Consider the following 13,264-nt stretch of genomic DNA (forward strand, 5'->3'; position numbering starts at 1 on the left):
GTGAAGAACTTTCAGGACAAGGTCGCGGTCATCACCGGCGCGGGCGCGGGTATCGGGCGCGCGCTGGCGGTGGAGCTGGCTCGCCATGGCGCGAAGCTGGCGTTGTCCGGCCGAAATCTGGCCAACGTCACCGAGACTGCCGCACTGTGCGAGCAGGAAGGCGCGAAAGCCCGTGCCTACAAGCTCGACGTGACCGACCGCACCGCGTTCTACCAGCACGCCGAGGAGGTCAGATCCGACTTCGGTCCCGCCAATCTGGTGGTCAACAATGCGGGAGTCTCGCTCACCGCCACTGTCGAGGAGCTGAGCTGGGAAGACTTCGAGTGGATCGTCGACATCAACTTCTGGGGCGTAATGTACGGCACGAAAGCCTTTCTGCCGCAAGTCATCGCCTCCGGAGACGGCCACATCGCCAATGTTTCCAGCATGTTCGGCCTCGCCGCCTGCCCGAGCCAGGGTGCCTACAACGCGACGAAATTCGGCATCCGCGGCTTCACCGACGCGCTACGCCAGGAAATGAAGATCGCCGGATACCCGGTCAGTGTGAGCAGTGTGCATCCCGGCATGATCAAGACCGAAATCGCTTGGAAGGCCAGGGCGGGCGGCGACCGCGACCGTGACGCGCTCGCCGCGAACTTCGACAAGCTGGCGAAGACCACCCCCGAGTCCGCCGCCACCACCATCCTGCGTGGCATCCGCAAGGACAAGGCCAAGATTCTCATCGGCGCCGATGCCCGGGTAATCGACCTGTTGCCAAGGCTTTTCGGCTCCGGCTATCAACGCATCATCACCGCTCAGATGAAGAAGGAAGTCTCGTAGGAGTCAATAGAGCGCGGCGGCTGCAGCGCGATCGGCGACCGGCGCCCCGCACCGAGACTCATCCATGGTGCAACCCTTCTCCAAACTATGCGGCTCGTGACTACCGACATGCATGAGAACTCCGTTGTCCTCGAAAGTCGCCATTGACTCCCAGGAACCCGATTCTGCGCCATTACCCACCTGTTTCCGCGAGTAGTCAACTACCTGTCTTGGACCGCATCAAGGCAGGTCAGAGCACTCTCGATCCAGCAACAGTAGGTAGGTCGCCAGCTCGGACGCGGAAGCTCTCGATCGGTTCCGGCGCCGAGGCGTGCACCAGGAACACGACGCGGCGCGTCGGGCGGGAATGGGCCAGTGACCGGGCGACGAGCGCGGCCGCGACCTCACCGACCCATGAGCCTGACCGCTGGCGGCCGAGGTCGGTGTGCCTACGTCTTGCTGACCGGGACGTTCGATACGCCGACGGGTTGTCGGCAGGCAGGCTGACATCACGCAGCCCCGCGATTGCTTCGCGCACGACCGAGACTCGCGCTATTCGCAGGGCGACCGGCGACTGGCGACCGGCAGGCCGGTGACCACCAGAGTCGCCTACACGCCATGGCGTAGTCGGCAGCACGACACCCACAACTCAACCAACGCCACCGACGAATGCTCGCGCATCCAACCCCTGGAAGGAGGATGGCGCTTCCCCTCCCCCGTGACCGAGGGAGTATCCGCCAACACCCAATGACGACCGGAGTGCAGCCTGTGGATCGACCGGAACTTGCCGCTGTGGAGAGCATCGCGCCATCGGTTGCCGAACTCGACGGCGCCTGTCCGCTGTCGCGGGATCGGATCGGTGGAAAGGCGTGGAGCGTGAACCATATGCGCGCGCTCGGGCTACCCGTTCCGCCCGCCTTCGCGTTGACCACCGATGCGTGGGCCGACTTCGGGGCGAGCGGAGTGCTCGGCGCGGAAATCTGGGCCGGGGTGCGCGCCGGAATCGCTGCCCTGGAACGTGGTACGGGTCGGGAGTTCGGTTCGACCGAACGCCCGCTGCTGGTGTCGGTACGCTCCGGCGCCGCGGTGAGCATGCCGGGCATGATGGACACGGTGCTCAATCTGGGTATGAACGCCGAGGTCGAGCAGGCACTGACCAACGAGACGCGAAACCCGGGATACGCCAGCGATACGCACCGCCGCTTCCTCGCCCAGTACCGCGAGATCGTGCTCGGCGACCAGAGCGGCCTGGTGCCGCAGGACCCGTGGGAGCAGCTGCGCGGCGCCATCACAGCGGTGTTTCGATCCTGGGATTCCGCGCGCGCCAAGACCTATCGGCGCACCCGTGGTGTGTCCGACGAGCTCGGGACCGCGGTCACGGTGCAGGCCATGGTTTTCGGCAATCTCGATGCACTCTCCGGGACCGGCGTGCTGTTCAGTAGGAACCCGAACACAGGCGAACGACCCGTTTTCGGCGAATGGCTGATCGGTGGACAGGGTGAGGATGTCGTGTCCGGCCGTACCACCCCGCGCCCACTCGACGAGCTGGCGATCATGCTGCCCGAGGTGCACACGCAGCTCATCGCCGCTGCCGAACTGCTCGAGCGTGACGGCCGCGATATCCAGGACATCGAGTTCACCGTCGAATCCGGACAGCTCTGGCTCTTGCAGTCGCGACCCGCGAAACGCTCTGCGCGCGCGGCGGTTCGCGCTGCCGTCGCCATGTCGGATGAGGGGCTCATCGGGGCCGGGCAAGCGTTGCGCCGAGTCACCGCCGAACAGTTACGCACCGTTTTGCGCCCCGCCTCCACCGAGAATGCCGGGCTGTGGCCACTGGCCAGCGGCGAGCCCGCGTGCCCCGGGCTGGCTTCCGGCGTCGTAGTGACCGATCCCGACGAAGCCGAGGCCCGTTGCGCGGCGGGTGAACATGTCATCCTGGTCCGCCCGACCACCAGTCCCGACGATCTGCACGGCATGATCGCCGCGCGGGCCGTGGTGACCGAACTCGGCGGTGCGACATCCCATGCCGCGCTGGTCAGCAGGGAGCTCGGCCGTCCGTGCGTGGTCGGGTGTGGTCCAGGTGTCGTCGACGCGCTCGTCGGACGCATCGTCACCGTCGACGGCGGCGCGGGAACCATCTGGCCGGGCGAGGTCACCGGCAAACCGGTCGACGACTCGGTGTTCGAGGACGTTGCGCGCCTTGCCGAGTGGGCCGAAGTCGACCCCGCCCAGCTACCCGCCTTCTTGTCCGGCGACCTGCTGTCCTCCGATGAAACCAACTCGACGACAACGCATTCCATTGCGGTACGCCAGATTTCGGAGCTGAGCCTGCTGCGGCTGATCGGGATCAAGGGCCGCGTCGAGCCAGAGGCCATCGTGTCCAGCCTTGGCCTCGTCGAATCCGAAGCGGTCTCGCGCAGTGCGGATTTCGTCGCGCGCGGGCTATGCGCGAGCACACCCGTCGGCGCGCGCCTGACCCCGCAGGGCCGCGAACATCTTGACCGACTCCTCGAACAGGAACGCGACGATGTGGACCAGAACGCCATCGCCACGGCCTACGATGAATTCTGCGAGTTCAACGCCGAGCTGAAAGAAGTCATTACAGCTTGGCAGATGAAGGACGCGAGCACGGTGAACGATCACTCCGACACTGCCTATGACGCAGCGGTATTGGACCGGCTCATCACCATGCATCGACGCGTCGCACCCCTCGTCGCACAGATCGGAGCCATCGCACCGCGCCTTGCGCACTACGCCGATCGCCTCGAGCTGGCGGTCGAGCGGATCAACGGCGGCGACAACTCCTGGGTAGCCCGGCCGATCATCGACAGCTACCACACGGTGTGGTTCGAACTGCACGAAGATCTGATCGGTCTGTGCGGACTCAGCCGCGCCGACGAGGCGGCGGCGGGCCGAGCACATTAGCCCCTGCTCGGGTCGATTACAGCGACCCGACTCGGGTGCGGCACAACAGCCCGACGCGGGCGCACCGCAGCCCGACGCGGGCCGAGCCAACCAGCCCGAAGCGGGCCGAGCGCACGAGCGAGGATTCGATGTATACCGATAGCGCACAACGGCGATGGGTGGAATTCGCCGAGATCGACAATGTCCGCGACCTCGGCGGTCTTCCGGTGAGCGGCGGCGGCACCACACGTTTCGGCGTCGCCTTCCGCGCCAGCACGCCACAGCATCTCACCGAGGACGACCTCGGCAGGCTGATCGGGCCGGTCGGCCTACACACGCTGATCGACCTACGACTACCCGACGAGATCGAACGCGAAGGCTACGGCCTGCTGGCAGGCTCCGACGTGCGCCTGGTCAATCTTCCGGTACGCAAAAGAACCCAGACCGACGCCACCCCGGCAGACCTCGTCCCTGACGGACGCGAGTACGACCTCGTCGCGCTCTACCGCGAACTCCTCGCAGGCAGTATCGAATCCGTCGTCACCGCCGCCAGAGTGATCGCCGACGCAGCACAGCATTCCGTTGTCTTCCATTGCGCCGCGGGCAAAGACCGCACCGGTCTGCTCGCCGCCGTCCTGCTCGACGCGGTGGGAGTCCCCTCGGACGCGATCGCCGCCGACTACGCCCTCACCGGCGAACGCCTGGAGCGCATTCGCGAACGCCTCGACACCCTGCCCTCGTATCACGGGCTGCCTCCCGTCCGTACCGGCATCCTCGCCGTCGACCCGGATGTGATCATCCGATTCCTGGCGGAACTACACGCCACACACGGCAGCGCCGCGGGCTGGCTGCGCGCCAACGGACTCACCGAAACCGAACTGGCATGCCTGCGAGCGGTTCTGGTCGAAGCTCCGTAGGCGCAGCAGACGCGCGGCGCCGGGTGCCGATCCCGTACCTCGAGTAGGGCCCCGATCGGGTGGTGAAGTCCAGCCTCACCGACGAGGCCGCCGAGTCGCTGGCCCCTGTGACTGCCCTGACCGGCGTGGTCACCGCGGCGCGCCGCCGCAATTTCGCTACCTGGCCGCGCTGGGCGCATTCGGCGGCATCATGATGCTTATGGCGACGCGCGAAGTGGTGAAGGCGGGCGTGTTTGCGAGGGTGTACGACCCTGGCATCGGTGAATCGGAGCCGTGGTACATCAACGACCACACCGTGGTTCGCGACCACTCGGAGCGCTGGCACCTGTTCGGCATCACCCACAAGGAACCGGCGGATCCCTTCGATGAGATCGAGTTCGCCCACGCCACCGCCCCGGAGCCGCACGGGCCGTGGACCAAGCGCCGATCCGTGCTGACCGTCGATCGAGAATACGGCGAAACCCACCTGTGGGCACCGCATGTCATCGCGGCGCGGGGCAGGTATTTCATGTTCTACGCCGGTGGTGGCGCCGATCGAACGGCCGCCGCGATGAACCTGGCCACCTCGACCGACCTGTTGCACTGGACCCGCAGCCCGGCAGGTCCGCTCTTCCGCGACGGCTACGACGCCCGCGATCCGATGGTGCTGCGGGTCGGCGAGAAGTGGATCATGTACTACTGCGCGACAAGCGCACCTACGGGCGGGCACCACGTAGTCGCCTATCGCACCAGCACCGACCTCCTGCACTGGAGTGAACGGCGCATCGCTTACACCGACCCGACCAGCGGCACCGAGGCCGGCAACACCGAATCCCCGTTCGTCGTGCCGCACGGCGGCTCCTGGTACCTGTTCATCGGCCCGCGCCCTCACTATGTCGGCACCGACGTGTTCCGCAGCGACAACCCCGTCAGCTTCCGCATCGGCGACAAGGTCGGCCATGTGGCGGCGCATGCCGCCGAACTCATAGCCGACAAAGGCCGCTGGTGGATTACCAGCGCGGGGTGGGCGCAGGGGGGTGTGCACCTTGCTCCTCTCACTTTTCCCAACCCACGCACGATCAGCGACGTGTCCCGGTAGCCCGAGATGCCCACTCGGCGACCCGCGGGCATGGATAATCCGATCTGGGTGGTCCTGCGGACATGGAGGCGATCTGAATGGCGCGTATCGGAGTAATCAGCATTTCCGACGGTCGGCCCTATGTGCACGGGGGCATTGCGGAGTTCATCGAGTCGGCTGAGGACCGGCTGGTTTCCGCGCTCACCACGGCCGGGCACGAGGTCATCCGTGGTTCCGAACCGATCAGCACCAATGCACTGGCCGGATCCGTGGCCCGCGAGGTCGGCTCCGCCGGAGTGGACCTGACGGTAGTGCACTACGCGGTCTGGGCATTCCCGCACTTCACCATGCTGGCCGCGGGCGCGACCAATGGGCCGCTGCTGCTGTTGTCCAATATCGACCCGGTCCAGCCCGGCATGGTCGGCATGCTCGCCGCGGGCGGTGCCCTCGATCAGATCGGTCGCGCGCACACCAGGCTGTGGGGCGACCCGGCCGACCCGACGCTGATCGAGGAGATCGGCGTGCAGGCCACTGCGGCGGCCGCGGTATCGAGCCTGCGCGGAGCTACCTTCGGACGTTTCGGCGGGCGGCCGATGGGGATGAACACCGCCGTCGCCAATACCGATCAGTGGCAGCGGCTGTTCGGTATCGACGTCGAGGAGATCGATCAGTGGGAGATCGTGCGGCGCGCGGAACTCGCCGATGCCGGTGAGGCGCGTGGCGCACGAGAATGGTTGGAGCGCAACACCGCGGGCGTGCACTACGACGGGGTGAAGCTGACCCCGGAACTGCTGGAGCGCCAGATTCGCTCGTATCTGGCCGTGCGGGAACTGATCGATGAATGGCGGCTGGACTTTTCGGGAATCAAAGGGCAACCCGAACTGACCCAATACTTCGCCACGATGGACATCACCGAGGCCTTCCTCAACGACCCCTACGATTGGAACGGCCCCAAGCAACCACACGTCTGCGCCACCGAGGCCGATATGGACGGCGCGCTGACGATGCAATTGCTCAAGCAGATCACCGCGACCCCGGTGCTTTTCGCCGACGTGCGGCACTACCACGCCGACCGCGATATCTGGGATCTGTGCAACTCCGGCCAGCACGCGACCTGGTACGCCGCCCGCAGCGACGACCCGGCCGAGAACCTCGCCAAGGTGCATCTGTATCCGGAGGTGTTCTTCTTCCCCGCGGGTGGCGCCTCAGTGCATCATCTCGCCGCGCCGGGCCGGATGACCCTCGCGCGGCTCACCCGCAAGAACGGCGACTACCGAATGCAGTTGATGCTCGGCGAGTTCGAGAACTACGACACCGCGACGAACGAGGCCCTCATGAGGCAATCCACCTGGGAATGGCCACACGCGTTCGCCCGCCTGGACGCGAAGGCCGAGGATTTCCTTTCCCGCTTCGGCGCCAATCACATTCATGCCGTTCCCGGCGATCACCGCGCGACCGTCCGCGCCGCGTGCACCCTGCTCGGTATTACCCTCGACGAGTTCACGCGCTGAGGAGCCGAAAGGCGGACACCATGCCCACATCGACCCTGACCCAACAGAATTTCCAGACCACGATCACAGGCCATCCCGTTGTGCTGGTCGACTGGTGGGCGGGCTGGTGCGGGCCGTGCCGCCAATTCGCGCCCGTCTATGAGGCCTCCTCCGACCGGCATCCCGAAATTGTGCACGGCAAGGTCGATATCGAGGCCGAGCAGGCGCTGACCGCATCGGCGAAGGTCGACCGGTTCCCGACCCTGATGGCATTCAGGGAGGGGCTGCTGGTGTTTTCGCAGCCCGGTTTCATGACCGCCGAGGTGCTGGAAGATCTGGTGCAACAGGTCCGATGGCTGGATATGGAAAAGTTTCGACGCGAAGCGGCACAGCAGCTCGACGCCGAGCCCTCCGTCACCAACGATTTGCCCAGTCCCGGCTCCGCACGGCTGGCCGGTCACGCTGCCGTGGCTGTTCGATACGGCTGGCCAGGGCTGTGACCGCCCCGGGATACGAACTATGGCGGCTCGACGGCGCGCGCACCCGATCGATCAGCGCGGAAAACCCGACCGGCGCACCGGGAGCGGGTGCTCGTGCGGTCGACGGCACCGGAGCCGACGCAGCCCGGCTCCTCGGACCAGGGTGGAAGATTTCGCCATCGATCGAACTGGCGGTCGGCGAAACCGCGACGCTCGCAGATATTTCCGGCCCCGGTGTCATCCGGCACCTGTGGCTTACCACCGCGCGCACCGTGCTTCGTCAACTGAGGCTGCGGATGTACTGGGACAACGAAGCCGAGCCATCGATCGACCTGCCGCTGGGCGACTTCTTCTGCAACGGCTGGGACGAGCTGGCGCTGTTGAGTTCGGAGATGGTGGTCGTCGCGCCCGCGGGTGGGCTGAACAGCTTCTGGCCCATGCCCTTTCGAGCGGCTGCCCGCATCACCCTGCACAACGGCAGCGATCGCTCGGTACCGGTGTACTACCAGGCCACCTACACCGAGGAGGACGTGCCCGACGCCGCGGGCTATCTGCACACCCAATGGCACTCGAGTGGTCGGCTCGGCGACCCGGCGGTACACACCATCCTCGACATCGTGCCCGGTCCCGGCCGTTACGTCGGGACCTACCTCGCCATCCAGCCCGGCGCACCTGGCTGGTGGGGCGAAGGCGAAATCAAGTTCTACCTCGACGGTGACACCACCCACCCGACCCTCTGCGGCACCGGTACCGAGGACTACTTCGGCGGCGCGTGGAATTTCGACCTCGACGGCGCCTACCGCACCTACTCCACGCCCTACCTCGGCCTGCACCAGGTCCTGCCCCCGGACGAGATCTATCAATCACACCAGCAATTCGGCATGTACCGGTGGCATGTCCGCGACCCGATTTGCTTCCACCGCGAACTGCGAGTCACGCTGCAGGCACTTGGCTGGCAGGACGAACAGACCTACCTGCCGCTTACGGACGCGCGAATGGCCAGTACCGCGCTGTGGTACCAAAGCAAGAGCCCCATCGCGCAAGGGTGGCAGTACCCGGCGTAGTTCTCAGATGTCGTCGATGTCGATCGACAGATCGGGGATATCCATCGCCAGCAGCTCGTCCGCTCGCGCCATCGCGTCATCCATCGTGGATTGGATATCGTCCATGACGGTGAAGCCGTCGAGCAGGCTTTCCAGCTCGCGGCGCGTGGTCTCCAGTTCCGCGATCGCCGGGTCGACGGGGAACCACGCGACGCCCTCACGCCACCAGCGGTTGCTGTCGATCCAGGCCCACATGACATCGCGAACGAGGCTGGCGTCGGGGGTGTACATCTGGAAATACTCATCCGGAGAGCCCGCGCGATGCTCGAGTTCATAGACGCCGTCGGGCAGCAACCGCGTCTGGATGTAGTCGTGGTCGCCGCGGCTGACGACGATGAATGGGCATTCCGGATCGGGCAGCGCGCTGAGCAGGTCGTCGAGTAGCGGGTCCGTCAGGTGCGGCACCGTGGTCCCGTCGACGGTGCGGACGTGCACGTCGGCGTGTGGGTCCGGATCGTCGCTCACCCGCGACAGTCTGCCTCATGCCCGGTGGCCGCGACTGGACCGGACGGCGAAACCGGATGCCCGAAATCCACCGGGCGCCGGCCGATCGGGGCAGAGTGTTGCTGATGGCCAGAGTCGCAGGAGTGGACAGCTCCACTCAATCATGCAAAGTCGTCGTCTGCGATGCGGACACCGGCAAGATATTGGCGCAGGCGCAAGTCCCGCATCAGGCGGGCACCGAGGTGCCTGCCGAATCGTGGTGGCAGGCTCTGCGCGCGGCGGGAGACGGCTTGATCGATGATGTCGACGCCATCGCCGTCGCCGGTCAGCAGCACGGTCTTGTCGCGCTGGATGCCGACGGGCTGCCGGTGCGCGATGCGCTGCTGTGGAACGACACCCGGTCCGCGGGCGCTGCCGAGGACCTGGTCGCCGAACTGGGTGGTCCGCAAGCATGGGCCGACGCGGTCGGCAGCGTACCTGTCGCCGCGTTCACCGTGGCGAAACTGCGCTGGATGGCCGATCACGAACCCGATCTGGCGGACCGGACGCGCCGCATCATGCTCCCGCACGACTATCTGACCTGGCGGCTGCGTGGCGGTCCGACCGCGCGGGACATCGAACCGAGCACCGACCGAGGGGATGCCTCCGGCACCGGCTACTGGTCACCGGCCGCGAAACGCTATCGCACCGACCTTCTCGCCCTTGCCTGCCGCGGCCGGACACCGGAGCTGCCCCGCGTCGCCGAGCCGTCCGAAGTCGTCGGTCGGACGGCCGCTGGCGCGCTGATCGCGGCGGGTACCGGCGACAATGCGGGCGCCGCACTCGGATTGGGTATCGAGGACGGCGATATCGTCATCTCCCTCGGCACCAGCGGTACCGTCTTCACCCGGACATCGCACCCAAGCGCCGATGCCACCGGCGCGGTGGCCGGATTCGCGGACGCCACCGGATCTTTCCTGCCGTTGGTATGCACGCTCAACGCCGCCCGCGTCCTCGGTTCCACCGCCGAACTGCTCGGAGTCGAGCTCCCCGAGCTGGAAAGGCTTGCGCGACAGTGTCCCCCGGGATCGGACGGGGTCGTGCTGCTGCCCTATCTTTCCGGCGAACGCACCCCGAACCTCCCAAACGCGACCGGCAGCCTGCACGGGCTGCGACCGGATTCCATGCGACCGAGCACCATTGCCCGAGCAGCCTTCGAAGGCATGCTCTGCAATATGGCCGAGGCGCTCGATCACCTACGCAGCCGCGGCGTCCCGGTCCGGCGCATCCTGCTCATCGGCGGCGCCGCGCGCTCCGCGCTCGTCGCCGAAATCGCCGCCCAGATCTTCGGCGTCGCCGTCACGGTTCCCGAACCGAACGAGTACGTCGCCATCGGCGCCGCCCGCCAGGCGGCCTGGGCACTGAGCGGAGCTGCGCAGGCCCCACACTGGCCCGCGCACACGATCGCCGAGGTTCCCGCACCCGGCGACGGCAGCGCCGCCGGAGCCGGAATTCGGGCGGAATATCAACGTGCCCGGGAGTCCGTTTACGGTCGCTGACACGGTGCGATACGCGCTGCTCCGCTGTAGGACCGACGCACCTACTGTGTGGCGGCCTCGAGCAGCGTGACGGTGCCCGCGGCACCGTCGACACGAACAAGTTGGCCGTCGGACAGGCTGGTGGTGGCGGTCTTGGTGTCCACCACGCAGGGGATGCCGAATTCGCGGGCCACGATCGCGGCATGCGAGGCCGAGCCGCCGATATCGGTGATCACCGCGCCGGCGTAGGCGAACATCGCGGTGTGGCCGGTGTCGGTCACCGACGCGACCAGGATGTCGCCGGGTTCGATGTCGTCGTCGAGTGAGAGCACCAGCTTCACCCGGCCCTCCACCACACCCGCGCACACACCGATGCCGGTCAGGCTCTCGTCGGTACCGAGCGCACCGGCGTCGGCGGCCGGTTCCCAGTGTCCGGCGATGACATCCGGCATGCGCAGGGCTTGCAGTCTGGTCCGCTCGGCGCGGCGACGGGCGACCTTGGCAGCGACATCGGCCGGGGGGCTGAAGATTTCGTCCAGCGTCAGATAGCAGGCGTCGTCGATCTCGCGCAGTCCTCCCGCACGGACCAGACGGTCGGCGCGTTCGCGCACCGTGAGCCGCAGGCAGTGGGTGATTCGAACGACGCCGTCGCGGGCGCGTTCGCGCGCGACGGTGGCGCCCGCCGCCATCTTGGCGGTGCGGCTCGGTGACGAATCGGCGGGCGCGCGCATGGGCGCGGACAGTTGCGCGGCGCGGGCGGCGGCACTCACCAGCAGGGCGGGCCGATCACCGAAGGTCGGATTGATCAGCTCGCATTCGCCGGGTCCGCGGTGCCCGATCTTCACCAGCTCCTCATCGAGCGCGGCCGCGAAAACAGGCGATTTCGCCCGTGCCGCAGCAACATCCCCTGCCCGCGCCGCCTCGTGGAGGTCGGCATCGGCACGGCACAGTTGCGCCAGCCGTTCGACCGCGAGCATAGGCTTCGCCGACTCCAGGCGGTTCAGATCAATCGGCACCTCGCCCGCGTCCTTGCCTCGGGCGTGCACGGCGGTGGCGGCACCGGTCATCATCACCCCGATCGAGGCGACCTGCCAGGCTTGATATAGCCGGTCGCGCCACAGTAGGGCGCGCACGTGCAGTTGTTCGTCGCTCAGTTCGCGAATCTTACCGGGGCTCAACGCTTCCACGTGCGAGGCCGCATTGATCAGTTCCGCGGACTTGCGGAACCGGGTCGCAGTCGTCAGCACCCGGGAGGTCGCTCGCCAGGTCGCGACGATACTCGCGAATCCGGTGGGCATCGCCGGCTTGCCATGCGGCTGCAATGCGATCTCCGCCGGAATGTTGCCGTAGGCGTCGCGGCGGATGCTCTCCTCGTCCCAGCCCGGCATGTTCTCGGCGGCGAGCACGCCGATCGAGGCATTGATGTAGACGTGGTGGCCCAGGACGGTAGTGACTCGACTCGTCCAGTGCTCCAACGCGATTCCGTCGAGCGCGATCATGGTGCCCATCGCCTCGTTGGCGAGGCGGATCGCACCCGCGTGCAGGTCGATGGTCAGCGGAGTCATCGGTCCCGGCAGCGCTTCGGAGGTGTTGGTCGCGGTATGTACCGGGTAGCGTTCGTCGACCCGATCGTCGAACTCGCCCTCCAAACCTTCCGGCGCGACATCGGCCAGCCGATGGTTGTCCGAGGTGGCGGCGCGCGAGGGAATAACGTGGGCAGGCAAGGGAATCGCGCCGCGTCGGGTGCGGAAACCGTCACCGTCGGGCTTGCGGCCGATCAGTCCACGCACCAGATCGGCGACGACCTCGCGGGCGGTCCAGCCGCAGCGAAAGTCCCACAGCTCCTGCGCGAGAGTCGGATCCAGTAACTCGCGGCGGCTCGACCGGCCCGGCACCCACGCGGAATAGCGCACGCTCGCTTCACGCATCATCCGGCGCACCTCGTCCTTGGTGACGACACCGGAGGCAGCGAGCTCGACGATGTCCAGACCGTCGAGCGGTTCTCGAGTCGGCACAGTGGTGGCCACGACAGCCAGGAAGCGGTCCAGGTCATCGCTGTGCAGCAACTGGAATCCGTCGTCGGAGCGCGACCTCAGAATCGGCTCGAGCGCCCTTCTGGTCTCGTTGCCGATGCGACGGCCTGCGACAGGTGCGGTACGCACCAGCAGGCCACCGGCTACGGAAGCGCGCAAGATCGTCGCTACGTCGCCCTCCGGCAGTCCTCCCGAACGCGCGCCCGCTATCACCGGAACCACCATGCGCGCACCAACATTGCGCGCGGCGGCGGCGACCTCGGCAACCCCGCGACCGGACAGGTGCACGACGCTCGCACAACCGTCGACGACTCGGGCGCAGGCACCGGCATTCGCGGGATCACCCGCAGTGAACCGGACCCGCGGATCGACGTGGCGATGCCACCGGCGGTCGAGGCCGACCACTTCGTGCCCGGCGGCCAACAGCATGCGCGCCACCGCGCGGCCGCTCGGCTCGGTGATTCCGGTGACCAGGACCCGCATCGATATCCTCTCTTCGTCGGCGTCGGGAGCACACGTGAC

At 67.0% G+C, this 13,264-nt stretch carries 10 protein-coding genes and 1 pseudogene; 9 read left to right on the top strand and 2 right to left on the bottom strand.

The genetic code is table 11. The features are described 5' to 3' along the window. The 8 genes and pseudogenes from ACLMAJ_RS05705 (at position 1) to ACLMAJ_RS05740 (ending at position 8,709) form a co-directional block, all read left to right on the top strand. Positions 1-819: an SDR family NAD(P)-dependent oxidoreductase gene (locus ACLMAJ_RS05705; RefSeq protein ID WP_412012411.1), complete on the top strand. Its 819-nt coding sequence runs from the start codon at positions 1-3 to the stop codon at positions 817-819. Positions 820-1,566: 747 nt separating this feature from the next. Beyond that, a complete protein-coding gene (locus tag ACLMAJ_RS05710) occupies positions 1,567-3,723 on the top strand; it encodes a pyruvate, phosphate dikinase (protein WP_412012412.1) in 2,157 nt (718 codons plus the stop codon). A 128-nt stretch (positions 3,724-3,851) separates the two neighbouring features. Then, positions 3,852-4,619, top strand: coding sequence for a tyrosine-protein phosphatase (locus ACLMAJ_RS05715; RefSeq protein WP_412012413.1), 768 nt, complete (start codon positions 3,852-3,854; stop codon positions 4,617-4,619). A 62-nt stretch (positions 4,620-4,681) separates the two neighbouring features. Further along, entirely contained in the window at positions 4,682-4,813 is a 132-nt protein-coding gene (locus tag ACLMAJ_RS05720; RefSeq protein ID WP_412012414.1) for a hypothetical protein, read from the top strand. 5 nt (positions 4,814-4,818) lie between these two features. After that, the gene (locus ACLMAJ_RS05725) at positions 4,819-5,697 is read left to right on the top strand and encodes a glycoside hydrolase family protein (RefSeq protein WP_412012415.1); all 879 of its coding nucleotides are present in this window, start codon (positions 4,819-4,821) and stop codon (positions 5,695-5,697) included. Between the two features lie 77 nt (positions 5,698-5,774). Further along, complete coding sequence (locus ACLMAJ_RS05730) at positions 5,775-7,187, top strand: L-fucose/L-arabinose isomerase family protein (protein ID WP_412012416.1); 1,413 nt, start codon at positions 5,775-5,777, stop codon at positions 7,185-7,187. Positions 7,188-7,207: 20 nt separating this feature from the next. Beyond that, positions 7,208-7,573 (top strand): annotated as a pseudogene (locus ACLMAJ_RS05735) (thioredoxin family protein); the annotation flags it as partial. A gap of 89 nt (positions 7,574-7,662) precedes the next feature. Next, positions 7,663-8,709 (top strand): glycoside hydrolase family 172 protein, encoded by a 1,047-nt coding sequence (locus ACLMAJ_RS05740; protein ID WP_412012417.1) that lies wholly within the window; start codon positions 7,663-7,665, stop codon positions 8,707-8,709. A gap of 3 nt (positions 8,710-8,712) precedes the next feature. On the opposite strand, the gene ACLMAJ_RS05745 is transcribed toward ACLMAJ_RS05740, so the two are convergent. Then, positions 8,713-9,213 carry a hypothetical protein gene (locus tag ACLMAJ_RS05745; RefSeq protein ID WP_412012418.1) on the bottom strand — a complete coding sequence of 167 codons (501 nt, stop codon included), beginning with the start codon at positions 9,211-9,213 and terminating at the stop codon, positions 8,713-8,715. 104 nt (positions 9,214-9,317) lie between these two features. On the opposite strand from ACLMAJ_RS05745, the gene xylB reads away from it, so the two are divergent. Further along, positions 9,318-10,730, top strand: coding sequence for a xylulokinase (gene xylB, locus ACLMAJ_RS05750; protein WP_412012419.1), 1,413 nt, complete (start codon positions 9,318-9,320; stop codon positions 10,728-10,730). A gap of 41 nt (positions 10,731-10,771) precedes the next feature. Here the strand turns inward: xylB and ACLMAJ_RS05755 are convergent, their stop codons facing one another. Further along, positions 10,772-13,225, bottom strand: a complete 2,454-nt coding sequence (locus tag ACLMAJ_RS05755; protein ID WP_412012420.1) for a PEP-utilizing enzyme — start codon at positions 13,223-13,225, stop codon at positions 10,772-10,774. Positions 13,226-13,264 lie beyond the last annotated feature (39 nt).

This window comes from Nocardia arseniciresistens (assembly GCF_046764875.1).
Taxonomy (GTDB): domain Bacteria; phylum Actinomycetota; class Actinomycetes; order Mycobacteriales; family Mycobacteriaceae; genus Nocardia; species Nocardia arseniciresistens.

What these genes read in the sequence shown, in the direction of transcription:
- ACLMAJ_RS05715 (WP_412012413.1), top strand. Translation starts at nt 3,852, where the DNA reads ATGTATACCGATAGCGCACAACGGCGATGGGTGGAATTCGCCGAGATC.
- ACLMAJ_RS05725 (WP_412012415.1), top strand. Translation starts at nt 4,819, where the DNA reads ATGGCGACGCGCGAAGTGGTGAAGGCGGGCGTGTTTGCGAGGGTGTAC.
- ACLMAJ_RS05730 (WP_412012416.1), top strand. Translation starts at nt 5,775, where the DNA reads ATGGCGCGTATCGGAGTAATCAGCATTTCCGACGGTCGGCCCTATGTG.
- xylB (WP_412012419.1), top strand. Translation starts at nt 9,318, where the DNA reads ATGGCCAGAGTCGCAGGAGTGGACAGCTCCACTCAATCATGCAAAGTC.
- ACLMAJ_RS05755 (WP_412012420.1), bottom strand. Translation starts at nt 13,225, where the DNA reads ATGCGGGTCCTGGTCACCGGAATCACCGAGCCGAGCGGCCGCGCGGTG.